This is a genomic window from Erythrobacteraceae bacterium WH01K (genome assembly GCA_027941995.1).
Classification (GTDB): domain Bacteria; phylum Pseudomonadota; class Alphaproteobacteria; order Sphingomonadales; family Sphingomonadaceae; genus CAJXSN01.
In genome coordinates, this window is the sequence record CP115966.1 from 728904 (window position 1) to 754958 (window position 26055).

The window sequence follows — 26055 nt, forward strand, 5'->3', positions numbered from 1 at the left end:
GTTTGTTGATACACCTGTGCGCCGACGCTAGATCGGCGCTACTCCTCCCGGCCTGAAAGGCGACCATGTCCAACCTCCTGTTCACCCTGATCCAGATCGTCGACCTGTTGACCACGGCGCTCATCACGCTGGTCATCATCCAGTTCGTCATCGGGCTGCTGTTCGCCTTCAACGTCATCAACCAGTCGAACGAGTTCATGGCCTCGGTCTATCGGTCCATCAACGCCCTGCTGGAGCCGATCCTGGCGCCGATCCGCCGCCTGATACCCAGCGCGGGTTCGATCGATTTCTCGCCCCTGGTGCTGATCATCCTGCTGCAGGTCCTGATGATCGTCCTAACCGGCGTTGCGCGGTCCGTCGTATGACCGCGCGGATCATCGACGGGAAGGCTTTCGCGGCCGGGCTGCGCGAGCGGGTGGCGAAGGTCGCGGCCGAGTTCGAGGAGAAGGCGGGACGCAAGGCAGGCCTCGCCGTGGTGCTGGTGGGCGAGGATCCGGCCAGCCAGGTCTATGTCCGGTCCAAGGGCAAGGCGACCATCGCTGCAGGCATGGAAAGCTTCGAGCACCGGATGCCGGAAAGCACCTCGCAGGAGTTGCTGCTGGCGAAGGTCGACGAACTGAACGCCGATCCGGCCGTGGACGGTATCCTGGTCCAGTTGCCCCTGCCGAAACATCTCGACGAACAGGCGGTGGTCGACCGGATTTCTCCGGCAAAGGATGTGGACGGACTGACCCCGGTCAGCACCGGTCAGCTGGTCCTGGGGCAGGCAGGGCTGGTCCCGTGCACCCCGCTCGGCAGCCTGATGCTGCTGAAGGACCAACTGGGCGACCTGTCGGGCATGGACGCGGTCGTCATCGGGCGATCCATCCTGGTGGGCAAGCCGATGGCGCAATTGCTGCTGGATGCGAATGCAACCGTCACGATTGCGCACAGCCACACGAAGAACCTGCCGGAGGTCGTCGGCCGCGCCGATATTGTCGTGGCAGCGGTCGGCCGCGCAGAGATGGTCAAGGCCGAATGGCTGAAGGAAGGCGCGACGGTAATCGATGTCGGCATCAACCGGCTGGCGCCCGAACCGGGCGCGGAAATGGGGCGCCTTGTCGGCGACGTGGATTTCGCCGGGGCCTCGCAGAAGGCCGGGGCGATCACTCCCGTGCCGGGCGGGGTCGGCCCGATGACAATTGCGGTCCTGCTGAGGAATACCGTCGTTGCCGCCCATCGGCGCGAAGGGATGGAGGCGCCCGGCGGTCTCTGACCGGGCCGGGCTCTGTCATGCGCGGATTCGCAATCCTAGCTGTCGCTATCGCCACGCTCGCCGGCTGCGCTTCCGGCCCGCCGCGGCCGGGCAAGGCCGAGATACAGCGCATCGACCGGATGCTGAACAATGCCCCGGGCAAGGCCCAGCCGAGCGTGGTGGTCGCGGCGGAAATGGCATTCGCCCGCTCTGTTCGCAAGGACGGCGCTGCGGACGCACGGCGGGACTTCGCGGCCATCGGTGCAAGCGAGCCGAGCATGGCGCTGGCAAGCGTCTACGATACCAAGACGGTCTGGATCAGCTGCGACGGAACACTGGCCATCACGCGCGGCCAGTTCGAGACGCCGCAGGGCGAGGCGGGAACCTACGTCACCACATGGCAATGGCAGACCGACCGCAGCTATCGCTGGATCGCGCACGACATGATGCGCGATGCGGCAGTCGAGCGCAGGCTGGTCGCAGCGCGTGATGTCGATCCCGACGACGGCGCAATCGTCGTCGAGGGAACGCCGACCGTCGAAGGGATCGTGTCGGAATGCATTCCATCGACCGAGGGACCGGTGCTTGATCCTGCAATGCAATCTAGGGCGAGCAGGAAAGGCGCCATGACTTCGGCCGACTATACGCTGCGAACCTATTGCGACGAGGCGGACGGGCGGCGCACGCAGACCGCATGGTACCTCGAAAATGCGCAGTGGATGCAGGCGCTGGAGCTTGCCGTGCCGACGGATGAAAGGTGCTAGGCGGGATGGTCGATCTCTTCATCTCCGCATTCGTGACCCTGTTCGTGGTCATCGATCCGCCCGGCTGCGCGCCGATCTATGCCGGGCTGACCCATGCCGCCGATGCCCGCGCGCGGCGGATCATGGCGACCCGCGCCGTGCTGATTGCCGCGGCGATCCTCGTCGGCTTTGCAGCCTTTGGCGAGGAATTGCTGGGCGCACTGCATATCGAACTCGACAGTTTCCGCATTGCAGGCGGGCTGATGCTGTTCTGGATCGCCTTCGAGATGGTGTTCGAGAAACGCACGCAGCGGCGCGAGGAACGTGCCGACCGCGTGCGCGCAACGCCCGAGGTGGAGGATGTCTCGGTCTTCCCCATGGCGATGCCGATGCTGGCCGGGCCGGGCGCGATTGCCGCCATCATGCTGCTGACGAACGAGGCGGACGGACTGACCGGCACGATGGTCGTCTTGGGCGCTTTGGTAACGGTGCTGGTGCTGACGCTGGGTGCGCTGATCGCGGCGGGTCCGCTGATGCGGCTGCTGGGCGACAAGGTGGAAGCTGCGATCACGCGGCTTCTCGGCGTACTGCTGGCGGCACTTGCCGCGCAATATGTGATCGACGGTATCAGGGGCAGTTTCGGGATCTGAGCCCCGCCTTATTGCAAGGTAACCTTGTCGTCCTCGCCATCGGTGCGGCCGTAGAAATACATCAGCTGGATCAGCAACTCGCAGCGCGCTGCCAGGTCGGGCGCTTCCAGCAGGGCCTGTTTGGAAGCCGGATCGAAGGGCGCGATCTGCGACACCCCGTTGATGAGCGACTGGTCGTCCAGCCGCTCCATATTGTCCCAGTCGACCTTGTAGCCCTGCGCATCGGCAAACCGCCGCGCTTCCCGTTCGAAGCCCGCACGCTCTACCGTGGCAAGGACTTCGTCGCCGTCATCGGCGATGGGTTCTGCCTCCACCTGGCGAAAGGCGGTTTCGACTTCGCGTTCCTCGATCAGGCGGAACCGGGTCTCGCCGGTCAGGATGAGGTTGTAACGACCGTCATCCAGCGCTTCGATCTCCTCGATCTTCCCGATGCAGCCTACCTTGTAGAGCGGGGCGCCCTCGCGCGGCTCCTGCGGCTGGATCATTCCGATGCGCCGGTCGCGCGCCAGCGCATCGCCGATCAGGGCGCGGTAGCGCGGCTCGAAGATGTGGAGGGGCAATTGCAGCCCCGGAAACAGGATCGCACCGGGCAGGGGGAAGATGGAGAGGCGCAAAAGCAGGGGCCCGCTTATCCGAACAGGATCTTGGACAGGCGTCGCCGCGTCGAGACGACCCATTCGTCCTCAAGGCCGACCGCCTCGAAAATCTGCAGCAGCTTCGTGCGGGCCGCACCCTCGTTCCATTCGCGGTCGCTTTCGACCATGGCCAGCAGGGTATCGGCGGCATCGTCGCGCTGACCGGCGGCATAGGCGGCTTCGGCGAATGCGAATTGCGCATCCATATCGGCCGGCTTTTCTGCAGCAGTGGCGCGGAGCGTGGCAAGCTCGCCGTCGTCGATCTGCGTTCCGGCCAGTTCCAGCGCGCTTTTCGCCTGCTGGACCAGCGGATCGTTCGCAACCTCTTCGGGCAGCGAAGCAAGATGCGCCTGCGCAGCATCGGCCTTCCCGCCCGCGACAAGCGCGCGGATGAGCCCGGCATGGGCCGCCGCACTGGTCGGCGCCATTTCCGCAACCTGAGAGAAAACACCTGCCGCGCGTTCGGCATCGCCTTCGGCGAGAACCTGTTCGCCCATGGTGATGAACTGCTCGATGTCCGGCTGCTGCTGACCGCCGCCGGCGCCTGCATCGCCGATGGGGATCTGCGCCAGGATCTGGTCGAGCGCTTCCTTCAGTTGGCTTTCCGTGCGGGTCGGGGTGAGGTCCGCGACCGGCTGGCCCTGGAACATCGCATAGACGGTGGGGATCGATTTCACCTGGAACTGGCTGGCGATGAACTGTTCTTCATCGACATTGACCTTCTCCAGGATCACGCCCTTGTCGGCATATTCCGCGGCGACTTTCTCCAGCGTCGGGGTCAGCGCCTTGCACGGCCCGCACCACTCAGCCCAGAAATCGAGAATCACGAGCTTGGTCATGGACGGTTCCACCACCTGTGTGCGGAAGCGGTCCACCGCCTTTTGCTCGTCGAGATTGAGACCCATGCTGGCCACGGCGTATTCCCCTGATCGAATCCAGTATCGTGCCACCCGCGAGGGGGGCTTTGCGTAGGTCCTATGTGGACCATTGCGGCGCGATGTGAAGGGGTGGTCGCGAATTGAATCGGGCGGGTCCGCCCGTGCGGGGACCGCAAATCGGCATTTCATGCAATTAGGGCTTGCCGGGCACAAAAGCCCCTGCTAACCGCGCGCTTCCCCACCGATACGGGCCGAACGGAACGTCATCGGGGAGCGTCTAGTGAGCGGGCGTAGCTCAGGGGTAGAGCACAACCTTGCCAAGGTTGGGGTCGGGCGTTCGAATCGCCTCGCCCGCTCCATTTTCTTCCCAGAACCAGTGACCTGACGTCTGCCGCATTGCGGCAGTGCGCCGTTTGGCGTGCTTCGTCGATGGGACGCCGCCGACCGCATGGATCTGCGCGCCATGACGTTCGGCTGCGCGCGTCCAACCTTCGTCGAGCAGGATGACGCGTGTGCGAACACCGCGGTTGCAAGCGCGCTCCTCATGTGCTTCAGGAAATGTTACCACGTATCATTCAGATCCGAGAGCTTTCTCCCTCCATGCGTCGATCCCGTATTGCCTTACATACCGTTTCCATGGCCGCGCTGGCCTTTGGTTCTGTGCCCGCATTCGCACAGGCTGCGGGTACGCCTGCGACCCCTGCGCAGGAAGATGCGGATGACGACCTGCACAACAGGAATATCGGCCCGGACGGCGAGATCATCGTCACCGTCGAAGGTCTGACCCAGCTGGATGTGCTGGCGGGCACGAATGTGGTCGAGGGCATCGACCTGCAGCGAAACCTCGACGGACAGCTTGGCGAAGTGCTGGCGGACCTGCCGGGTGTTTCGGCCACCAGCTTCTCTCCCGGCGCGTCGCGTCCGGTCATACGCGGGTTCTCCGGCGAGCGTGTGAAGGTCCTCGTCGACGGACTCGCAGCGCTCGACGTATCGAACACGTCCGACGACCACGCGGTATCGATCGATCCGCTGACGGCCGAGAGCATCGAGGTCCTGCGCGGGCCTGCCGTGCTTCTTTACGGCAGCCAGGCCATTGGCGGCGCGGTCAACGTGATCGACAAGCGCATCCCCCGCCGACGCGTTGCAGAGGATTTCCACTTTGACGCACTGGCAGAGGTCGACACGGCTCGCAATCTGTGGGGCGGGGGCGCCTCGCTCGACCTGCCGCTCGGCCCGAATGTCGTGCTGCACACCAGCGGTTCGTACCGCAACAGCGACGACGTCGAGGTGCCGGGCTTCACGGTGGCCGACGGACTGCGCGCCGAAATCCTGGCGGAAGCGGCCGAAGAGGAAGAGGAAGGCGAATTAGAGGAAGCCGAAGAGCTGCGCGAGGCTGCGGAGCAGCGCGGCTTCGTGCCGAATAGCGGCAGCGAGACCTGGAGCACGAATGGCGGCCTGACGATCTTCCAGGGCGACAGCAGCCTCGGTTTCTCGCTGGGCTATTACGACACGAATTACGGTGTCCCCGGCCGTCCGGGCGCGGGTCACCATCACGGCGAGGAAGAGCACGGCGACGAGGATCACGATCATGACGAGGACCATGACGAAGATCATGGCGACGAGCCGGGCGGCGAGGAAGAAGCAGAGATCGTCACCATCGATCTGCAGCAGTTCCGCGCCGACCTGCGCGGCGAGCTCGATCTCGGCGACGGCTTCTTCGGCCGCATGATCACGCGCGCCGGCTATTCCGATTACAGCCATATCGAGTTCGAGGGCGACGAGGTCGGCACGACCTTCGACACCGAAGCGATCGAGGCGCGGATGGTGCTCGCGCAGAACCGCCGCGGCGGATATGGCGGCTCCTTCGGCCTGCAGTATTATTTCCGGGATTTCGAAGCTGTCGGCGCAGAAGCCTATGTGGCTCCGAACCGGACCGACCAGTTCGCCGTTTTCGGCCTGCAGGAACTGACGCTGGGACAGATCCAGCTGGAAGCGGCAGCCCGTTACGAGATGACGGACGTATCGTCCCGCACACTGAACCTGGAGCGCGACTACGACACCGTCTCGGGTGCGCTTTCGGCCATTTACGAAACGCCGGCGCTCGAGCCGCTGCGCTTCGGCGTGACCGTTTCGCGCGCAGCCCGTGCGCCGAGTGCGGAAGAACTCTTCTCCAACGGTCCCCACATCGCCACGCAGGCCTTCGAGATCGGCGACCCGGACCTGGAGGCGGAAACCTCCATCGGGGTCGAAGGCTTCGTGCGCGGCCGTCTGGGCGCGGCGAACGTCACCTTCTCCGTGTTCCAGAACTGGTTCGACGATTACGTCTACCTGTCGGATACGGGCGCGGAAGAGGACGACCTGCCGGTCTTCGTCTACCTGCAGCAGGACGCCGACTATTTCGGCATCGAAGGGTCGGTGGATTTCCCGCTGGCCGATCTCGGCGCCTTTGCCCTGTATGGCGACCTACGCGGCGAATATATCCGCGCCGAACTGGACGATGGTTCGAATGTGCCGCGTATCCCGCCGCTCAGCCTGCTGGGCGCCGTGGAAGCCCGATCGCAGCAATTCGATGCGCGGGTCGAAGTCCAGTGGTTCGACGAGCAGGACGATGTCGCCTCGTTCGAGACGCCGACCGACGGCTTCACCTTCGTCAACGCCTCGCTCGGCTTCCAGCCGCTTCCGGGCGACGACACGGTGCGCCTGATGCTGCAGGCGAAGAACATCTTCGACGTGGAGGGCCGCCGCCATGCCAGCTTCACGAAGGACTTCGTTCCGCTGGCAGGCCGCAATTTCCGCGTCAGCCTGCTCGCCAGCTTCTGAAGAACCGGCGAGCGACGCCTAGCCGGCGGCGACCGTGCGGGTCGCCTCGGCATGGGCGAAGACCATGAAGAGCCCGCCTGCAATGGCGAGGTTCTTCATGGCCAGCGCCATTTCCTGCGTGCTCGACGTGTCGTAGTGGAAGAACACGATCGTAAGCAGGGTAAAGACTGCCATGGCCGGTGCGACAATGCGCGGCCACAGGCCCACGGCGAGGGCCATCCCTCCGAATATCTCGAACAGGGCGGCAGGCAGCGCGAGGAAGGACGGCAGGACACTGACCCCCTCGATATACGCCTGCGTCGTGTCGAGGTTCAGCAGCTTGTTCACCCCAGCAAGGATGAACAGGATGGCCAGCATGATGCGTCCGCCGATGGCAGCAATCTTTGCAATCATGGCGCGTCTCCTGCCCGGCCTCAGCCTTCGACCGCGAAGGTCAGGGCGGCGTGGTCTTCCAGCCGCTCGACGAGGTCTTCACCGAGGAAGGAGCCCGGTGTCCCGACGCCGCCTTGTGCGTCGCTGTCCAGCAGGGCCATGCCGGTTTCGCCCAGCATCCGGCTGGTGGATCCGTAACCCGGATCGAACTTGCCCTTCACGCCGTAACGGATCGTCTCGCCATCCGGCATCATGCCGATGAACAGCACGTCGTAGAACCCGTTCTCGCGCTCTTCCGGGGTCGGACCTTCGCCCGGCTTGGGCGGTTTCGCACCGAACGGATTCTTTAGCATTTCGGCTGCGACCTTTGCCGCTTTCTCGCCGATTTCGCCCGGGCTGGTCAGCATCATCTCGTCATATTTGAAGTCCTCGCCATAGGGATGGCCGCGCAGGAAATTGGTGCGGTGGACGTTCTTGGTATTGATGGTCGCCATGATGAAGGGGGCGGCCCACTTGCCCGCTTCCTTGTCATATTCCGGCAGCAGTCCGCTCGGCTGGTCCGGCCCTTCGAACCCGGGCGTCAGGCCGAAGGGGCTTTGCAGGATCTTCAGCAGGCTCGCATCCTTGGCCACGGCCTTCATCGTCGCGGTCAGGCTGGCGGCCGTCCCGCCGGAGAACGTGCCCTGCATGGCGCGCACGCGGCCTTTGACGCGCGGGGCGGGCTTGCCGAATTTCGCCTTCGCTTCTTTCTGCAGCATCAGCACGCCGAGATCGAAGGGGATGGAATCGAAACCACTGGAGAAACAGATGCGGGCGCCGCTGGCCCTGGCCGCTTCGTGATGCTTGTCGATCTGCTGGCGCATCCAGCCCGGCTCGCCGCACAGATCGGCGTAATCGGTCCCGGTGGCAACGCAGGCGGCGACCAATTCATCGCCGTAAAGCTGGTAGGGACCGACGGTGGTCAGGACGACTTTCGTGCGCTCGCACATGGCGACGAGGCTGGCCGTGTCGTCCGCATCGGCCACCACCAGCGGCGTGTCGGCAGGCGCGCCGATCTCGTCGCGGACCGATACCAGCTTGTCGAGGCTGCGTCCCGCCATCGCCCATTTGGGCGCGGCATCACTGTCGTCATATTCGCGCACGAAATGTTCGGCCACCAGCCGTCCGGTATATCCGGTCGCGCCATAGACGATAATATCAAATTCGCGGGTGTTCTTGTCGGCCATGCTCAACTCTCCTTTGTCGCCGCTTACTGCGCACACTGCGCGGCCAAGTCAAAGCCGTTACGGCAATGCTGTCCCGCTCCGCATCGTACGGCCTAGGCCGAGTCGGGCATGACCATGGGGATGCGGGGGAGCACGCCCGTCTGGCTCGAAATGGCGAGCAGGGTGCCGTCTTCTGCAAAATGCCGTGCCTGGCCGGAAACCGTGCCCCTTTCGAAAGCGGCCAGCTGCGTGACCGACAGGACCCAGCCGGCGGGAGCAGGGCAGAAGAAGCGAAGGGTCGCATCGAGGCTGGAGCCGCCACGCGAATGCGGGTGCGCGCCGAGGAAGAAATCGGAATGGATGGCCAGCCACCCGGCATCGTTTGCAAAACCGCTTCGGGACCGGGTCCATACGGCATCGATCCCCTGCTCGCTATCCTATAGGGCCGTTCGTCTCTCGACTTCGGTGAGCTGGCCGGTGTCTTCGGCAAGGGGATCGACCGGGGGCGCGGCCATGCTGCCGGGTACGACGCGCCAGAAGGGGACACGGGCGGTCAATCGACGCTCACAGCCGGGGCAGGGTCACGCCCCGCTGTCCCATGTATTTGCCGGCCCTGTCGGCATAGGTCACTTCGGGCCTCTCGTTCCCCTGCAGGAACAGGAACTGGCACACACCTTCATTGGCGTAGATCTTGGCCGGCAGAGGCGTGGTGTTGGAAAATTCCAGCGTGACGTGGCCTTCCCAGCCCGGTTCCAGCGGGGTGACGTTCACGATGATGCCGCAGCGGGCATAGGTGCTCTTGCCGAGGCAAATGACCAGTACGTCTTCCGGGATGCGGAAATATTCGACCGTGCGGGCGAGAGCGAAGGAATTGGGAGGGATGATGCAGACATCGGTTTCCCGGTCGACGAAGCTCTTCGGGTCGAACGTCTTGGGGTCGACCACGCTGGAATCGACATTGGTGAAAATCTTGAATTCGGGCGCCACGCGCGCATCATAGCCATAGCTCGAAAGGCCGTAGGAAATGCAGCCGTCGCGGCGCTGCGCTTCCTCGAACGGCTCGATCATGCCGTCGGCGCGCGCACGTTCCCGAATCCACTTGTCTGAAAGAATCGCCATGGCCGGACCCTGCGCCAACGTCCTCGGGGCGGCAAGCTGGCGCTTGGAATTTTTTGGCCCCTGGCGCGCGACGTCAGAGGGGCTTTGCACCCAGTTCAGGGTTCAGCGTTCCAATATAATTAAGCCATTGCTTGGGCTTGCGCAGCATTTTCTTCGGGTAGCCGACCTTCAGTCCGGCAATCTTCGCCATTTCCCCGACGAAGTGAATACAGTTGCGCGTGTCCAGATCGTAATACTTGCCCGGGGCGTTCTTCCACCTGTCCTTCAGCGCCTTCACCTCGCGGTACTGGGCATCGGTCAGGGTCACCGTGAAATGGCGGTTGGTGGACCCGATATACTTCTCTTCCTCGATCAGGATATCGTGTTCGACCGGGCCGGTCAGGATGGCGGGCGTCGTGCGTTTTGCCGTGAAGCCGTAATTCTCGTTCACCTGCTGGCCCGTTTCATCCAGCGTGCCTTCCAGCACGATGAAGGTGTGGGGATAGCGCCCGAAAAACACCGATCCGTTGAACGAATGGAAATGCATCTTCACTTCCGCGAAGGCTGCATTGGACCATGCAAAGGCGAGGAGGGCGAGGAAAAGCTTGGCGTAATGTCGCATGGCGCGGTCCATAGCGGGTCGCGGCGTTAAGCTGAACTGAATTTCCCTCGCATCCCCCCCGCGCCGGCCCCGTCCGGGCGGCAGCGCCTACCCGTTCAGCAGGCTCGCATTGCCGCCCGCGGCCGTCGTGTCGATCGTCACCACGCGCTCGGTTGCGAAGCGGGCGACGTAATGCGGGCCGCCCGCCTTGGGTCCGGTTCCCGACAGGCCTTCCCCGCCGAATGGCTGGCTTTCGACGACCGCGCCGATCTGGTTGCGGTTGACGTAGAAATTGCCGACCCGCGCGCGGCTTTCGACAAAGCGCGCGACGCCTTCGATGCGGCTGTGCAGCCCCAGCGTCAGGCCGAAGCCTGTGGCATTGATGTCTTCCATCACCTTGCCCAGTTCGCCGCCGCGGAACCGCACGACATGCAGCACCGGGCCGAAATTCTCGCGCTTGAGGTCGAGGATCGAACCCATCTCGATGATGGTCGGGGCCACGAAACAGCCCGACGACAGGCCGCGCGCCAGCTTGCGCCGCCAGACGGTGCGCCCCGCTTTCTTGCGGCGCGCGACATGGCGTTCCAGCGCGGCCTTGGCATCGGGGTCGATGACCGGGCCGACATCGGTCGCAAGATCGGCCGGGTCGCCCACTTCCAGCGCCTCGAACGCGCCGCGGATCATGCCCAGCATCTCGTCATAGACGTCGTCCTGGATGTAGAGGACGCGCAGGGCGGAGCAGCGCTGGCCTGCGCTCTGGAAGGCGGAGGCGACGACATCGCGCGTCACCTGTTCGGGCAGCGCGCTGGAATCGACGATCATCGCGTTCTGACCGCCGGTCTCTGCGATGAAGGTCGCGATGGGACCTTCCCGCGCGGCGAGCGCGCGGTTGATCGCCTGCGCCGTTCCGGTCGACCCGGTGAAGGCAACCCCGGCAATGCGCGGATCGGACGTGATGAGCTGGCCGACATCGCCTGCCCCGGGCAGCAGCTGGAAAACTTCCTCCGGAATGCCTGCCTCGTGACACAGCCGGGTGGCCAGCGCCGCGATCAGCGGTGTCTGTTCCGCCGGCTTGGCGATTACGGTATTGCCCGCTGCCAGCGCCGCTGCCGCCGGACCGATGAAGATCGCCAGCGGGAAGTTCCACGGACTGATGGTGGCAAAGACACCGCGCCCCGCCATGGTGAGGCGGTTTTCCTCGCCCGTCGGGCCGGGCAGGGCCAGCGGTTCTGCAAACAGGCGCCGCGCCTCTGATGCGTAATAGCGCAGGAAATCGACGGCCTCGCGCACCTCCAGCACGCCGTCGAGCAGGGACTTGCCCGCCTCGCGGCGGCACAGGCTGAGCAATTCGTCGCTATGGTCCTCGAACGCGTCGGCTGCCGCTTCCAGCAGCAGTGCGCGCCGTTCCCCGCCCAGCGCGTTCCATCCCGGCTGGACCAGCAGAGCGCGGTCGACCGCAGCCTGTACCTCGGCTTCAGTCGAATCGCGGCGCGTGCCGACTTCCTGGTTCAGGTCCTGCGGCGCGTTGATCGGTGCGCTTTCGCCCTCTTCGGGCAGGGTGAAAGTGGGCGAGGCGTTCCAGTGCCGGTCCGCCAGGGCGTCCAGCCGTTCCATCAACGGTTCGCGCACCAGCGGATCGGCAAGATCGATGCCTGCACTGTTGACGCGTCCGGGGAAGATGTCCGCCGGCAGCGGGATGGCCGGATTGCGCTTCGGCTCCAGCGCGGCGAGTTCCGCCACCGGGTCGCCCGCCAGTTCTTCCGCCGGCACGTCGGCATCGGCCATGCGGTTGACGAAGCTGGAATTGGCGCCGTTCTCCAGCAAGCGCCGCACGAGATAGGCGAGCAGGTCCTTGTGACTGCCCACGGGCGCATAGATGCGGACGGGGGTGCGTTCATTGCCCTCCGCCTTGCCCAGGGCACCGTACAATTCCTCGCCCATGCCGTGCAGGCGCTGGAATTCGAAATCGATACCCTTGTCGCGGGCCATCGTGCGGATGGCGGCAATGGTATAGGCATTGTGCGTGGCGAAAGCGGGATAGATCGCATCGCCGCCCTCGATCAGGATCTTCGCGCAGGCGAGATAGCTGACATCGGTCGCCACCTTGCGGGTGAAGACGGGATAATCGTCATACCCGCCGACCTGGCTGAGCTTGATCTCGGTATCCCAGTAGGCGCCCTTTACCAGCCGCACCATCAGGCGGCGGTCATGCCGGCGGGCCAGGCGGACGACCCAGTCGCACAGCGGGGCCGCGCGTTTCTGGTAGGCCTGGATGGCAAGACCGAACCCTTCCCATTGACCGCCATCGTCGAGGCGGAACAGGCTGTCGTCGCTCGCCAGTTCCTCGATGATGTCGAGCGAGAGTTCCAGCCGCTCGGCCTCCTCCGCATCGATGGTGAAGTGGATGTTGGCCGCCCGCGCCTTCTCCGCCAGGCCGCGAACCATCGGGACCAGTTCCGCCCGCGCCTTGTCCGCATGGAGGAAATCGTATTTCGGATGCAGCGCCGACAGCTTTACCGAAATGCCCGGGCTGGCGCCGACACCCGCGCCGCCTTCGCGCGCAAGGCGTTCGATCGCGCGTTCATAGGCCAGGCGGTACCGCTCCGCATCGGGGTAGGTCATCGCCGCTTCGCCCAGCATGTCGAAACTGTGGGTCAGGCCCTTTGCCCGCTCCGGCTTCGCCCGGCCCAGGGCTTCCTCGATCGAGCGGCCATAAACGAACTGGCCGCCCATGATGCGCATCGCCTGAAGCGTCGCCTTGCGGATCACGGGTTCGCCCACACGGCCGATCGTGCGGCGCAGTGTCGCGCCCATGCCGCGCTGGGCTTCTTCCGGTTTTTCCAGCACTTCGCCGGTCAGCATCAGCGAGAAAGTCGCTGCGTTGACGAAGGTGGAGGAGCTTTCGCCCAGATGTTCGGACCAGTCGATATCGCCCAGCTTGTCGCGAATCAGCGCATCCGCCGTGTCATGGTCGGGAACACGCAGAAGCGCCTCTGCCAGGCACATCAGCACGATGCCTTCTTCCGTGTCGAGGCCGAACTGGTGAAGGAATGCGTCGAGCCCGCTGGCCTTGCGCGCACGGGCATCGCGGACCAGCTGCGCGGCAAAGGCGCCGGCCGTTTCATGCTGTTCGCTGGCGGACCGGGCCTGCGCCATGCGCTGCGCCACGCAGGCGCCTTCTTCCATCCGGTAGGCTGCGCGAAGCTTCGCGCGATCGAGGGGGGCTAGTCGCGACATAACGTTCATGGCTTCGCAAGTGGACCCGCAGACGAGTCTTATCAAGGATAGTGGACTCGCTTCGTCCCTGCGGGCACTCACCGGTGGCAACGAACCCCCCGGGGGAAACCCGGGGTCACGGCAGGGGAGACGATGATGGACACGAGCAGACTGATGTTCCGCGACGGGCTGATGGACGGGATGCGCATCCTCGTCACCGGCGGCGGGACGGGCCTCGGCCTCGAGATGACCGAGGCGTTTCTCAAGCTGGGCGCGGCCGTGCACATTTGCGGGCGGCGGCAGGGGAAGGTCCAGGAGGCGGCAGAGACCCTGATGGCCCGGCACGGCGGCAAGGTCGTGGCCCATGGCTGCGACATCCGCGACCCGCAGGCGATCGCGGACATGGTGGATGAAATCTGGGACGAAGGCGGCGCGCTGACCGGGGTCGTGAACAACGCGGCCGGAAATTTCGTCAGCCGGACCGAAGACCTCTCCATCAACGGCTTCAACGCGATCTCCGATATCGTCTTTCGCGGGACGTTCTACGTCACCCATGAAATCGGCAAACGCCTGATTGCGGAGGGGCGCAGCGCCAGCTTCCTGTCGATCCTGACCACCTGGATATGGAACGGCGGCCTGTTCACCGTTCCCTCCGCCATGAGCAAGAGCGCCATCAACACGATGACGCAGAGCCTTGCGACCGAATGGGGCCGCTATGGCCTGCGCTTCAATGCCATCGCCCCGGGCCTGTTCCCGACCGAGGGGATGAGCGCGCGCCTTTCCCCCGGTGGCAAGCAGGACGAGCGCAGCGAACGGCACAATCCGATGGGTCGGCACGGCGAAATGCATGAACTGGCCAATCTTGCCGTGTTCCTGATGGGGCCGGGCGCCGAGTGGGTGAATGGCCAGACCATCGCGATCGACGGTGCGGGCTATCAGGCCAATGGCGGAAACTTCTACCAGGCGCTCTCGCCCCTGGGCGACGAGGACTGGGAGAAGATGCGCGCGTTGATCAAGGGGACGAACGAACGGGACAAGGCGGAGCGAACGACGTAACGCTACGCGTCCAAGGCGGCGCGTGTCCGCGGACCGACCAGCCCGTCCGCTGCCAGTCCCCGGCCACGCTGGAAAGCGCGCACCGCCGCGGCAGTGATCGGTCCGAACAGCCCATCGACTGCGACATCCAGCCTCGCCTGCAGGCGCATGACCGCCGATCCGCGCGAACCCTCCCGCAGCAGCGCATGGTCCGAATGCCGCCGCCAGGCTGCCGCGAGGCGTTCGTCGTAGCGATGCCCGCGGAAAGCCGGGCCGTTATAGCCGCGCGCAAACCGTGCCCAGTCGTGTTCGCGCAAGGCCGCGTCCAGACCCTCAGCTTGCAGGAACGCCGTGAAGGCGAGCAGGTGCGCGTCCTCCCCCTCCATCATGGCGGCGATGAAGGCGTCCACATCGGCAAAGCCGCATGCGGCGAAATTGTCGCCCATGATCTGGAACGCGCCCCAGCTTGCGGAACGAAGCGCGGCCTCCCTGTCCAGCGCGATGGCGCGTTCGAGGCGGCGATATTGTGCCGCGCTCCGCCCGTAACCGCCCCAGCGCCGGTGGCTGATGTCGGGCGCCCGCTCGTCGAAGCGGCCCCCGGTCAGGCGGTGGAAATAATGTCGCTCGAACAGGATGCGGGGTCGCCGGGCGGCGTCGAACCCGCCTCTGCTCTCGATCTCGATTACGGCATGGATCGCCGCAGTATCGCAGCCGATGGAGCGGGCTGCATCGGCGATGGCGTCCGGCGTCATCGGCCGGGCCGTGCCTGCGAACTGGTCGGCGCTGACGGGGCAGGGCTGGGTGGTCGCGCCAGGCTGCGTGGACTGCATGGGCTGCATGATGTGGGGGGGTCTCCGGCGGGCTGGATGTCGAACCGCAAGGCCGTTTGCATGGGCATCACGGGCGAATCCAACACACCGGACCCGCAGCCGGATGTGGCATCGCAAGTCCCTGTAGGAAAATGATCTTTTGAAGGATTTGCGTACTGTTCTGCGGTTGCGCCCCGCCATGGATATTCGCAAGCCCGGTTTAGTCGCGGTTCCCGTCCAGATGGGTTTTCACATCTCGGCCCAGCCTTTTCGACGCGAGGAGGAACCGCGTGTTATCGATGAAGCGCGGCAGCAACCGTTTTGGCTCGCGCGCAAGGCGATAGGCCCATTCCACCTTGGCCCGGCGCATCCATCCGGGCGCCCTTTGGATCTCGCCGCTCATGAAATCGATGATGGCACCGCCATTGACCACGACCATCCCGGTCCGAGTGAATGCAGGGTCTTGCAGCAACCTCTCTGCCAGCAGTTCCTGTTTCGGCATGCCCATGCCCAGAATCACGAGAGAGGGGCGCTCTTCCGCCAGCAGCCGGACGTAATGGTCTTCGTCCTTGAACCCATCGCACTGTACGATTTCGCCGAAGCCTGCCTGCTCCAGCCTCCGGCTCGTGGCGGCAACGCGTCCGGCAGTCGTGCCGAGCAAGGCCAGTTTTCGTTCGCGAGGCGTGGCAGCGATCAATCTGGGAATGAAGTCGGTTCCGTTCACGTTGAGTCCCGGTTCGCGACCTGCTTTTCGCATCAGTATCTCGACCCCGATACCGTCCCTGTAGACCCGGTGAGACAACATGATTGCATCGAAAAAACGGGCATCCTCGCGTGCCTTGATGATCGTGTTGACATTGACGAACGAGATAACGCGCAAATGCTGGTCGGGGCGGACCAGGTCGCGTATCTCCTTCTGCACGGCATTGTCGTCGAGGCAGATCGTCTGCTTCGCGACCAGCTTTGCTGCGACGGGTGCGGCTTCCCTCACGACCGGCTCCTGATCAATGCGGCGAATACATGACGACCATAGACGTAGAAAGGTAGAAGCGCGTACATTGCCATGCGTTCGGGAAAGAATTGGACATTCTTCCCGATGAAGTACTTGAGAGATCGATACTTCAATCGCGCGACGGTGAAATTGAACGCTTTGGAAGCATTCCAGCCAAGCTTGTGAACGACCGGGGGGCCATCGACGATGGTCACGCGAAATCCGCGCCTATGTGCTTCGAGGCACAAATCTTCGTCCTCTCCATACAGGAATATGGCCGGATCGAATCCGCCGCTGGCGTCGCGGAACGGACGGGAGATCCCGAGGGCGGCCCCCGCGACCCAACTTGCATCGCGGACGCGAAGGTCGTCCGCCCGGACGGGTCGGGCTGCTTCGGCCAGCGGAAGGGGGGAGACCCCATGAGTCCGGGCGAAGGTCTTGGTCAACGGCAGTCGCAGCATGAGCGATTTGAACAGCGGGCTGCGAATCATCCGGTTGGCGAGGCGGCGGGCGCCGAGAATAAAGAGAAACCATCGAAACGCCGAGGATCGTTCGAACGCGGCGGTCTGCGGCGAACCGTCAGGGAAGACGAGGGGCAGGCCGACAACACCGATGTCTTCGTTCCGCAAAATCAGTTCATGGGCGGGACCGATACTGTCCGCGATCAGCCAGGCATCGGCATTGAGGAGCCAGTACGTGCGTGCCTCGATCCCTCGCAGGACAACATTATTGGCGTTGCCGAAACCCAGATTTTCATCGTTCAGATGAATTTGCAGCCACGCGAATTCCTGCGCCAGTTGCGCCAGGATGGTGCGCGTATCGTCAGTCGATGCGTTGTCGACGACGTGCACCTCATGCGTTCCGGGCTGAAGCCACGCGCAGTGATGCGCGGCCGAACGAACGCAGCGCTCGATGTCGGCAGCCGAATTGAACGTAACGATGACGATGACGGTCTGGAGCATGGATTTTCTTGCGGCATCGACCGAAAGGCCAGCCGTTTTTACCAGTCGTGGTCTTTTTCGTAACCGAGTTCGATCAACTGATCGCCCGCGACTGCCTTGAAGGCATCTTTGACATCGCGGTCGTACACTGTTTCCCAATTGCGGATACGGCCGGTACGGAAGGTCTGTGTCTTGCTGGACCGTGCATCGACAGCGATGGCTTTCGCCTGTTCCAGCGAGACGTCCATTCCCAGGTAGGCGAAAATGCCGCGGACCGTTTCCAGTTGCGTCTCGTCGGTTCCGCCGCCCTGCGCTCCCACGGTATCTTCGAACCTTACGGTATGGGCATGGCCAGTCCAGTCAGAGAAGCGCAGGATCTGATCCCTGATGTTCCGGCCGCCATGTTCCCCGTTGATGATGGCGAGAAGGCGAGTCTTGTCATCCTTCATGGATGCGACCCGCTCTTTCAGGGGGTGACCCGGCCAGCTCTGGATGTAGTGCATGTCGGAAATTACGGCATCGCGCGGATCGCGAACCATGAGCAGGATCTTGTACCCGAGCTTGTCGCCTACCGTGGCTGCGAGATCGGGATCGAAATCGAAATGTGACGACACGATGCGTCCAGGGCCGATCGGGGCCAGCAGCTTCTCGATGTCGCTCCATCTTTCCCTGTTGCGCTGACCCAGGGTCGGCAGCAGCGCACGGCTAAGTGCAGGATGCAGGACGAGCAATCTCTGGAGGAGATTGGTCCCCGACTTGGGCATCGTCACCGTCAGGATGCGCGGCGCATGACGTGCCTCGCCGACAAGACGGGACGCTATGCGCGCCGGCGTCAGACCAAATCTTTGCAGGTCGAATGCGTATTGAGAAAGGCTTTTCATGCAGGCCCGCCTGTTTGTTGGATGTCACTGGTCCGGCGCGTCACCGCAGGTATGCCGACCGGTTCGTTTTCGAGCCAACCGGTGGGGCGACCGATCAGCGCTTCGAGCCGGTCGATATCGCCACGGAAATCACTTCGCAAGGCGGCCCGGACCTGATCCGGCAGTTCCGGTTTCGCGCCTGTATTCACTTTTCGCAAGGCCCTGCGAAGAGCCTGGCCGACCGGAGGGGGGAGCAAGGCCCGAAGAATGTTCGTAAACCGGTTCGGTGCAGCAATGCGCGCCAGGAGCCGTGAACGCGGTGCGCCGGAAACATTGGCATTGATGGAAGTGTCGAAACGCTGATCTTCCGTTACGCCTGCAAACAGGGAGATCGCCTTCAATACGCCTTGCGGATCGCGCCTGAAATCGTCGAACAGGATCACTTTCACGTTTTCCGCCCCGAGTGCGCGCTGGAACGCCGCAATCGCGTCCGCGTAATACCCGCTTTCCCGGTACAGCCACATGTCGGCATACCCAGCGCTTTTGCGTGAGGGTTCGGCTTCCAGCGCGTTTTCGAAAGACAGGCTTTCGCGGGCTTCTCCCACGAGGTGAACATATTGGGAAAAGACCTTTTCCTCAGGTTCGCGCAGGATGAAGACCGCCCTCGCGGAAGGCAGGGCTTCTGCTATCCGCGCGGCACTGCCATAATGGAAGAGGTAGGATGGCGAGATGTCTACGGCGACCTGACCGGGCTGCTTCGCTTCGTAATGGTGCAGATACGATTTCAGCGTCGCCGGAATTTCTGCCAAAACCGCTGCATCTCCGGGACCGGCAGTTGTCTTTTCGAGATCGGGCCGCGAGAAATAATGCAGCTCCTTGCGTTCCGGCAGGAAAAACGCGGGGCTTTGCTTCAACATGTCGTAGAGCGCAGTGGTGCCGGCTTTCGAGGCGCCGCCAATGATGAGGTCGACGCTCATGCCTTCACCCGTGCCGGGCTCGAATATGCGAGGTAGTGGGTCGCTGCCAGAAAAAACGCGACCAGATTGCCGCGATGCTCCAGCGGAGCGCCGACCGGCAGACCGACGAGCAGGAAAAGAAAACCTGCGACATAAAATGCGCGGCGACGATCGGGCGGTGTCGCCTGAAAGATATGGACCTGGATTGCGAAATAGCCGGCGTAAACCACGATCGCCAGCACACCATATCTGAAAAGCGAGCCGACGATGCCGATATCCGCCAGGAAGAAGAAGTTGCCGATCACGCGTCCGAAGCCGCCCCACCACAACGGAGAGAGCGCTCCGTGACCCCAGAATTCTCCTGAGGCGAAAGCCGTGAGCGAATGGTCATATGCCATCGCCCTCCAGCTCTGTGTCAGATATTGCTCGGTCGAAAGCTGTTCGAACAGGATGGTGAGCGTATCCAGCCTCTCCTCCAGTCCCGGGATCAGCAGCATCGCGGCGGACAGGAACAGGAACGCACCCGTTGCCGCGATCGGCAGTCGCGGACCTTTCAGCACATAAAGGACCGAGATCGCAGCTGCGAGGATCAACCCGCGTGACTGCAGGACGAACAGCAGGATTCCCGCAAGGAAAAGCAGGATCGGGACGTCGTATCTTCGCGGCTCGATCAATCGGCTGGCGAGGACAAGTGGTATGCACAGCACGATATTCGACGAACCGATAGAGATGCGCTCTCCGCGCAAACGGTTCTCAGCGCCACCGGTTTCGCGAAGCGAAGGAAGGACGTTGAGCGTGGTTCCAAGTACGATGACGGCACAAATCAGTCCGGAGGCGAGAAAGTATTTTTCCAGCTCGAAGATCGTGATCCATCGGTTGCGAAGCATCATGACGATCGGAAAATAGGCGAAAAGCGCCAGTATGCGCCGTTCTTCCAAAAGGCCGAAATACAGGGGTTGGCCATATTGTACATTGGCCATGAATGCACCGTATGCAGCCAGCACGCCGATGCTGAGCAAGACGAAAATATCGGTCTTGTGAACGAACCCGTAGCGCAAATTGTGGTCGATCAAAATGAAGATGGACCAAAAGGCCATCGCCGCATAGAACACTTCCTGCACGCCATCGACGCCGATGGGATTGGCGGACGTACCCAGAAATATCTGCGTGTTGAATAGAATGACGATCGCGGCAACGATCTTGCGGAAGCCGGCAGGCGCGCGCTTTGTGCCGACGCGGCTCGTGTCATCGTAATAACCGGTATTCTGCATGTTGATGTATTCTCATGCTGCCAGAAAGATCGTGTTGCGAACCTAGGCGATTGATTGCCGCGCCGATCAAACCGGAATTACGCTGGACAATAATTCGACGTCATACCCTTGTGACCTCGGGCCCATGGGCGGCATGGTAGTCGCGCGGAAAAAGCGCGTCAAATCACGCCCTGTTATCGAATCGTCACGAAATCCGCCGGGTCTTGGGCGCCTTCTTCATTCGTTTGCGTATGATGCGCCGGACGGTAGCGCCAAAGTTCATGATCCTGCGGCTCAGCGGGACCCCACGTGCGTATTGGCGCAAGGCAGCCTGCCTGTATCGGGGGGTGGGGAGGCCCATAGCCCGGAATGCCCTTACCCGGTCAAGTAATTGAAGACGGCGTGCCGTCTGTCCGACCTGCATCTGGTCCAGCTGGCGCAGGTCGAATGCCTCGGTCGCCAGCCAGCCATCGGCCATTGCTGCGCGGAGCAGTTTCTCCCCGATGGGTGTTCGCGCCATGATCAGGCTGCGTCCGTCCGATTCCTCGAACACGGGATAGCCTTCATCGTCTCCGTACCAGGCATCCGCCGCAACGATGTCGGCCTGTTCGCCGATGCCGTCAGTGCAGATCTTGCACAGATTATGCGTGTAATTCCGCAGGATCCCGCCCCAGCTCTGGTTATAGGTGCAGGTCTTTTCCGACCCGTCTTTAAGTTTCGCAACGGTATCCCCCGGCCAGCCGTTTCCGCGATGGCGGAGATAGTCGAGGTCCTCGAACTTCCGGACGCCCAAATCGCTGACGAGCTTGCGGTTCCCCGTATCGCTGGGCGTTCCGGCACAGAAGAAGGAGAAGAGGTAAGCAATCCGGTCGCCGACTGGATCGCCGGCTTTGATCGCACGGCGAAGCGTGGCGATATCGCACGGCCTGCCGACGACGGCGTAGGTTCCGGGATTGTCGCGTATGTAGTCCAATGTCGCCAACGGGGAAGCGGGGCAGTATTTCGAACCGCCAGCCCGCAGCAAGACGTCGGCATCATCGGTGACCTCGCTGCTGGTACCGACCGGATATGCCTCGTCATAGGTTGTAGACAGGACGCCATCCACCTGCCCGGTTTCGACGAGATACCGTGAGAGTGCTGTCAACACGCCGCCTGACGACCCGGTATGCCGCGTCTCTGCATGGGTGGCGAAACCGGTCAGGGCCGTTGTGTAAGGCCCCCACAGATGATCGACAGCCACTTCGGGCGTGGCGTCATCGGTGCAGAACACGTCCTCCGCATTCTTTCCAGGGCAGGCAGCCTTGACCAACGCCTCTTCCGAACGCGTCAGTTCGGGCCCTGCACTGGAGGGGACAAGGAAACCGTTCCTGTCATATTCCATCTGCCGGGAAGAGAACGATGCACAATAGCCGCAGCCGATGCACAGGTCAGATTTCTTTATTTTTTCGACGAAGGTCACGTTATCAGTACCACGCTTTTTCGCTGGGCCGTTAGCATCGCGCCTTACGGATAAACCCTATTCCGGGCCCAATCCGGCAGAACGGTTTCGAATGAGAAATGAAAGATAAAACAGCCCGATAAGCGTTGCCGCCGTCAATGCAACGATTACCCCGCGGGCACCATACCAATACGCCCCTGCCGAACCCAGGACCGCGAAAAAGAAAAGGACCATCGCATTTGAAATAAGGCGCTCCAGTATGAACCCTTGCGCAACACGAGAAATCGACACTGCGCTGAATGCGAACCGTATCACGATCAAGATGCCGAAAAAGGGAAACAGGGAGCCAGCCTCTGCAAATTCCTGCGAAAAAACCAGTGGGACCACATATGGACCGACCAGGGCAACTAGACATCCGGACACGACGCCGAACAAGGTTTGTCCGATGATCGCCAGCCGCGAATTGCGGGCAAAACTGTCAGGAGTGCGAGAATGTTTTGAAAGCAGCGGCATCAGAACATTGCTGAAGGGCTGGGCGAAAATGTTCACGCCCTGCACGATCTTCTGTGCCGACTGGTAGAGGCCAACGACCACAGGCGACGCGAAAATTCCCAGGATGGCGACATCCAGCAATCCGAAGCTGCGCCTGCATACAGCGTCCAGGAAGAAAACGAAGTTCTCGCGGAGTTCGGATCCCAACCTGGCACGCGTCATGCGCACCCGGACGAACCGGCATTTCCTTCGCCATGCCAGCCAGGTGAGCATCAAAACGAAGGCGCTGCCCACCAGCAGTGCCACGGCAAAGCCCATTTTCGTCGGGGCCACAAGCAGGGCGGCGACTGCCGCTCCTGTACCGATGGCGCTTGAAACCAGATTGTTCCAGGCGTCCACCTTGTGAAGGCCGAGGCTTCGCAGACTGGCTGCGAGGAAATTACTGACCGAACGAAGTGCTATTCCCGCCCAGAATACGATGGCCAGCAGATACTCCGCCCCGGCGAGCGCAAGCGCGAAAACGGCAAGCGGGGTCAGGACGATGAACATCGCCGACTTCACGTAGAAGGAGGATAAGGGAATCCTGAGGCGGCCCTGCGGCAGGAAGCTGAGCCTGTTGCGCAGAAGGCTGATGGGATAGCCGAAATCGAACACCAGTCCAAAGCCCGATGCGATTGCGAAATAGAATGCAAATTCCCCGAACGAAGCCGGGCCCAGTGCCCGGGCGGCAAGGATGAATACGACGATCGTATTGGCAAGGCTCGCCACCACGCCCGCAGCGCTGCTGGCGAAGTCGAAAAGCACGCGGCCATACCTGCGGTTGATCGCGGACGCCGATTGCATCGAGAATTTTCCGGCGCCCTCGGCGCGTCCCTGACTGTCCATCGCTCAGCGCCGGGACTGCGCCTCGGCCAGATCGCGGGCGATCTTGTCGCGATAGGGTTGCAAGGCGGTCATCGCGTTTGCACCTGCCGTCCGAGCCTTCTCCTTCAAAGCCTCGCTATCGGCAAGGCAATCCATGACGAGCTTCATTGCATCGCTGTCGGAAACGGATTTCAGGTCCATCACGACGGGATACCCAATGCTCTTGAACAAACCCTCGAACTTCACCGAATAGGCCATCGGCACGCACGCCGTGCCAGAAGATACCGCCGCAATGGCTGCATGCATCCTGGCCGCCAGCATGAGGTCCATCCTGCTGATGAAAGTCTTGGCTTCGCGAGGGCCGTCGAAAACCGGCGCAAGTCTGGCCTGCGGGAAACGCTCGACCACCTTGCGCGACGCACGAAGGTCGCTCTCCATCGTTTCTTCCGCCGGATTGAACACGTGGGGCACAAGCCAGCATTGCACATCGGCATTGGATGAAAGGTTGCCTACCAGTCCATCTATCAATGACGGATAGTTGACCGAAAGGCCGAACTGGTTGTCGCCGGCATACCCGCCTTCATAAAGCAGTCCGGAAACATTGATCCCGACATGCTTTTTCCCATCCTGCATTTCGGGGAAAGGCGAGGGCCAATCTTCCAGCCGTTTGAGGCTGAAAGCGACGTCGGAAGACAGGTGCAGTGCAGGCGAACTGGAATTTCCAAGCAATTTCCGGGCGCGTTCATAAGAAGGCCGATCGCGCGCAAACACATCCGCGCATGCTCGCAAGGCGGTCTTCCCGACGGCCCTGGTGCTGGGCGAGGTAAAGGGGCCGATCGTCTGCGGGCTAAGAACGGGGCGGCGTCCCGCAGCCGCTGCGACCAGCTTGAGCCCGGCGACCTTGCTCAGGCGTTTCCAGCCGTAAATATCTGCGAAACTGTCACCGCCGCCAATGTCGTATACGAGGTCGCATTTGCGGATCTCGTCGAAGATGGATTTCACCGCGAGCACGGAAGAGACATCGATGTGCCTGACCCGGCCGTAATCGTCCGGGGGAGAGAAGGTTGCGTTTCCTCTAGAGCCGAAGACGACGAAATCGATCTCGATATCGCCCGCAGCATCGGCAATCAGCCCCATGTTGGCATCGGTCAAGGCCATCACGCCCAGATTATTGGATTTGAAGCTGTGCCAGAACAGCCCGACCGTAAGTTTGTTTTTTTGCACTGCTGATCCTTTGGGCCATCGGACAGACTTCCTCCCACCTTTCACATCATAGCGAAGGCGATGGCAGCTCCTTCGGAACCGAACATCGAAATTGACTGCCGGGCTGGGGGCGGTTGTTGATCTCGCGTCCCGATAGCACGATAGCGGTGAAAAGGAAGGCGATACCCGTCTGCGAGGACCGGGTTTGCGATGGATCGGCCAGGCTTCAGCTTGTCGACAGATAAAGGCAGCAAGGAGCATGCTGTTCGTCACGCCGGGTCAGCCACGATCCTGCTGCGATTTTTCGCTGCTGCAGCAATCGGTCAGGCGTGCGGATTGCCCGGAGGGCCCAATATCGCCTATAGGCCCGCCGAGATACGGCCCCAGCGTGCCGAAGCTCACGTAACACTCTGGAGAGAATGGAAAAATGCGGGTCTCGAACGCACGGCAGCAAAAAATGACTGGGAGGCATCCGCTTTCGTCTGCGTGGTTACAGCTGGCCTTGTATGTGCTCGCGGGCATCATTTTTCCTGTCGCCATGCGCACGCGGTTCGACGGCGCGCGGATTGCTCAGGAAGAGGCCACGGTTGCGATTTTCGGCATCTGTCTTGCGACGATCATGGTGTGGTCCATTCTCAACCGGCTGCGCGACTATGCGAAGGCCAGGTTGCTATCCTATGTGCTTCCGGTCAATTTCCTTGTCTTCGGTTCGCTGTCTCTGGTCCTGCTGGTCTTGAGATTGCCGTATAATATCTCGATCCTGCTACTAAGCGCATTGGCCATGACGGCCACGAGTTTCATGCTTATTGCGGTCACTCGCGGCAACCGCCAGAGATATTGGGTCGTGCCTGGAGGCCGTGCTGCCGACACGCTTGGCGGCCTGGACGAAACAATCCTTTTGACCCCTGAAACGTTGCGGGAAATAATTGGTCGCCGCATGAACGGATCGCTCGTCGCCGATCTGCATCACGCCCGCAGTGAGGAATGGGACCAGCTGATAGCGGAAGCAGCGCTGAGCGGCTTGCCGGTCTATCATTATCGCCAGGTCTGGGAATACACGACCGGGCAGGTCAAGATCGACCACCTGCGCGAAAACAATCTGGGAACGCTCATTCCCAATATCGCCTACATGAAGGCAAAGCGATTGATCGATATCCTGCTCGTGATCGTTCTGCTTCCTGCCTTGATCCTTATCCTCCCGGCCGTTGCGCTCTGGGTCAAACTCGATTCAAAGGGGCCCGTTTTTTACGTGCAGGAACGGGTCGGGATGCGTGGCCACCTGTTTCGTATGTACAAATTCCGGTCGATGCTTGCCGAACCGGTACGCGACCGTTCCGATCTGGAGGCCGCCATGACCCGGTCGGACGATGATCGCATTACCAGAGCGGGTCGCATCATCAGACGGTTCCGCATCGACGAATTGCCTCAGATACTGAATGTACTGAAGGGCGAGATGAGCTGGATCGGTCCGCGTCCTGAGGCTCTTCCGCTGTCCCGGTCCTACGAAAAGGCCATACCGTTCTACAGGTATCGTCATATCGTGCGCCCGGGTCTCACTGGCTGGGCGCAGGTCAATCAGGGGCATGTTACCGATCTCGACGAGATAGACGACAAGCTTGGTTACGATTTCTATTACATTCGCCACTTCTCCTGGTGGCTCGACGCGCTGATTTTCCTCAAGACCTTCCGCGTCATTTTCGGAGGTTTCGGAGCGAAATGAGTCGATCAAGGCAGCGCGGCAGGCGTAGCGCGAAAACCCCTGCT

General features: G+C 62.3%; 24 protein-coding genes and 1 tRNA gene. 9 read left to right on the plus strand and 16 right to left on the minus strand.

Annotated features, from left to right (window positions below; genetic code table 11):
• The first annotated feature begins 65 nt into the window (after positions 1-65).
• From PF049_03670 to PF049_03685, 4 genes are read left to right on the plus strand one after another with little or no spacing between them, the layout of a single operon-like run.
• Complete coding sequence (locus PF049_03670) at positions 66-365, plus strand: YggT family protein (GenBank protein ID WBY17270.1); 300 nt, start codon at positions 66-68, stop codon at positions 363-365.
• A complete protein-coding gene (gene folD, locus PF049_03675; protein WBY17271.1) occupies positions 362-1255 on the plus strand; it encodes a bifunctional methylenetetrahydrofolate dehydrogenase/methenyltetrahydrofolate cyclohydrolase FolD in 894 nt (297 codons plus the stop codon). The genes PF049_03670 and folD overlap by 4 nt, the downstream gene beginning before the upstream one ends.
• A 17-nt stretch (positions 1256-1272) precedes the next feature.
• Positions 1273-1998 carry a hypothetical protein gene (locus PF049_03680; protein WBY17272.1) on the plus strand — a complete coding sequence of 242 codons (726 nt, stop codon included), beginning with the start codon at positions 1273-1275 and terminating at the stop codon, positions 1996-1998.
• Positions 1999-2003: 5 nt separating this feature from the next.
• Positions 2004-2627: a MarC family protein gene (locus tag PF049_03685; GenBank protein ID WBY17273.1), complete on the plus strand. Its 624-nt coding sequence runs from the start codon at positions 2004-2006 to the stop codon at positions 2625-2627.
• A gap of 8 nt (positions 2628-2635) precedes the next feature.
• Here PF049_03685 and PF049_03690 read toward each other — a convergent pair whose 3' ends face one another.
• A complete protein-coding gene (locus PF049_03690) occupies positions 2636-3241 on the minus strand; it encodes an LON peptidase substrate-binding domain-containing protein (protein WBY17274.1) in 606 nt (201 codons plus the stop codon).
• A gap of 14 nt (positions 3242-3255) precedes the next feature.
• Positions 3256-4167: a tetratricopeptide repeat protein gene (locus tag PF049_03695; GenBank protein ID WBY17979.1), complete on the minus strand. Its 912-nt coding sequence runs from the start codon at positions 4165-4167 to the stop codon at positions 3256-3258.
• Between the two features lie 257 nt (positions 4168-4424).
• On the opposite strand from PF049_03695, the gene PF049_03700 reads away from it, so the two are divergent.
• Positions 4425-4499: transfer RNA gene (locus tag PF049_03700), tRNA-Gly, on the plus strand.
• Positions 4500-4740: 241 nt separating this feature from the next.
• Positions 4741-6960 (plus strand): TonB-dependent receptor, encoded by a 2220-nt coding sequence (locus tag PF049_03705; GenBank protein WBY17275.1) that lies wholly within the window; start codon positions 4741-4743, stop codon positions 6958-6960.
• A gap of 18 nt (positions 6961-6978) precedes the next feature.
• Here PF049_03705 and PF049_03710 read toward each other — a convergent pair whose 3' ends face one another.
• The 5 genes from PF049_03710 to putA all read right to left on the minus strand — a co-directional run bounded on the left by PF049_03710 (position 6979) and on the right by putA (position 13473).
• A complete protein-coding gene (locus tag PF049_03710) occupies positions 6979-7353 on the minus strand; it encodes a DoxX family protein (GenBank protein WBY17276.1) in 375 nt (124 codons plus the stop codon).
• Positions 7354-7373: 20 nt separating this feature from the next.
• Positions 7374-8558, minus strand: coding sequence for a saccharopine dehydrogenase NADP-binding domain-containing protein (locus PF049_03715; protein ID WBY17277.1), 1185 nt, complete (start codon positions 8556-8558; stop codon positions 7374-7376).
• A 543-nt stretch (positions 8559-9101) separates the two neighbouring features.
• Positions 9102-9656 (minus strand): dCTP deaminase, encoded by a 555-nt coding sequence (gene dcd, locus PF049_03720; protein ID WBY17278.1) that lies wholly within the window; start codon positions 9654-9656, stop codon positions 9102-9104.
• A gap of 73 nt (positions 9657-9729) precedes the next feature.
• The gene (locus tag PF049_03725; GenBank protein WBY17279.1) at positions 9730-10257 is read right to left on the minus strand and encodes a hypothetical protein; all 528 of its coding nucleotides are present in this window, start codon (positions 10255-10257) and stop codon (positions 9730-9732) included.
• Between the two features lie 87 nt (positions 10258-10344).
• Positions 10345-13473 (minus strand): bifunctional proline dehydrogenase/L-glutamate gamma-semialdehyde dehydrogenase PutA, encoded by a 3129-nt coding sequence (gene putA / locus PF049_03730; protein ID WBY17280.1) that lies wholly within the window; start codon positions 13471-13473, stop codon positions 10345-10347.
• A 135-nt stretch (positions 13474-13608) separates the two neighbouring features.
• Between putA and PF049_03735 the strand changes: the two genes are divergently transcribed.
• Positions 13609-14508 carry an SDR family oxidoreductase gene (locus PF049_03735; protein WBY17980.1) on the plus strand — a complete coding sequence of 300 codons (900 nt, stop codon included), beginning with the start codon at positions 13609-13611 and terminating at the stop codon, positions 14506-14508.
• Between the two features lie 2 nt (positions 14509-14510).
• On the opposite strand, the gene PF049_03740 is transcribed toward PF049_03735, so the two are convergent.
• From PF049_03740 to PF049_03775, 8 genes are all read right to left on the minus strand, one after another.
• The gene (locus PF049_03740; GenBank protein ID WBY17281.1) at positions 14511-15326 is read right to left on the minus strand and encodes an N-acetylmuramidase domain-containing protein; all 816 of its coding nucleotides are present in this window, start codon (positions 15324-15326) and stop codon (positions 14511-14513) included.
• 190 nt (positions 15327-15516) lie between these two features.
• Positions 15517-16287, minus strand: coding sequence for a WecB/TagA/CpsF family glycosyltransferase (locus PF049_03745; GenBank protein ID WBY17282.1), 771 nt, complete (start codon positions 16285-16287; stop codon positions 15517-15519).
• Positions 16284-17249 carry a glycosyltransferase gene (locus PF049_03750; protein WBY17283.1) on the minus strand — a complete coding sequence of 322 codons (966 nt, stop codon included), beginning with the start codon at positions 17247-17249 and terminating at the stop codon, positions 16284-16286. Before PF049_03750 ends, PF049_03745 begins: the two co-directional genes overlap by 4 nt.
• Before the next feature lie 38 nt (positions 17250-17287).
• The gene (locus PF049_03755) at positions 17288-18109 is read right to left on the minus strand and encodes a sulfotransferase domain-containing protein (GenBank protein ID WBY17284.1); all 822 of its coding nucleotides are present in this window, start codon (positions 18107-18109) and stop codon (positions 17288-17290) included.
• On the minus strand, positions 18106-19065 hold the full coding sequence (locus PF049_03760; GenBank protein WBY17285.1) for a sulfotransferase: 960 nt from the start codon (positions 19063-19065) through the stop codon (positions 18106-18108). The genes PF049_03755 and PF049_03760 overlap by 4 nt, the downstream gene beginning before the upstream one ends.
• On the minus strand, positions 19062-20315 hold the full coding sequence (locus PF049_03765; protein ID WBY17286.1) for a hypothetical protein: 1254 nt from the start codon (positions 20313-20315) through the stop codon (positions 19062-19064). Before PF049_03765 ends, PF049_03760 begins: the two co-directional genes overlap by 4 nt.
• 184 nt (positions 20316-20499) lie before the next feature.
• Positions 20500-21753 carry a Coenzyme F420 hydrogenase/dehydrogenase, beta subunit C-terminal domain gene (locus PF049_03770; GenBank protein ID WBY17287.1) on the minus strand — a complete coding sequence of 418 codons (1254 nt, stop codon included), beginning with the start codon at positions 21751-21753 and terminating at the stop codon, positions 20500-20502.
• Positions 21754-21810: 57 nt separating this feature from the next.
• Complete coding sequence (locus tag PF049_03775) at positions 21811-22995, minus strand: lipopolysaccharide biosynthesis protein (GenBank protein WBY17981.1); 1185 nt, start codon at positions 22993-22995, stop codon at positions 21811-21813.
• Between PF049_03775 and PF049_03780 the strand changes: the two genes are divergently transcribed.
• Positions 22958-23101 carry a hypothetical protein gene (locus PF049_03780; GenBank protein WBY17989.1) on the plus strand — a complete coding sequence of 48 codons (144 nt, stop codon included), beginning with the start codon at positions 22958-22960 and terminating at the stop codon, positions 23099-23101. The two genes, PF049_03775 and PF049_03780, sit on opposite strands and share 38 nt — an antisense overlap.
• Positions 23102-23112: 11 nt before the next feature.
• Here PF049_03780 and PF049_03785 read toward each other — a convergent pair whose 3' ends face one another.
• Complete coding sequence (locus PF049_03785) at positions 23113-24552, minus strand: polysaccharide pyruvyl transferase family protein (protein ID WBY17288.1); 1440 nt, start codon at positions 24550-24552, stop codon at positions 23113-23115.
• Between the two features lie 166 nt (positions 24553-24718).
• On the opposite strand from PF049_03785, the gene PF049_03790 reads away from it, so the two are divergent.
• Positions 24719-26011, plus strand: a complete 1293-nt coding sequence (locus PF049_03790; protein WBY17289.1) for a sugar transferase — start codon at positions 24719-24721, stop codon at positions 26009-26011.
• The last annotated feature ends 44 nt before the right edge of the window (positions 26012-26055 follow it).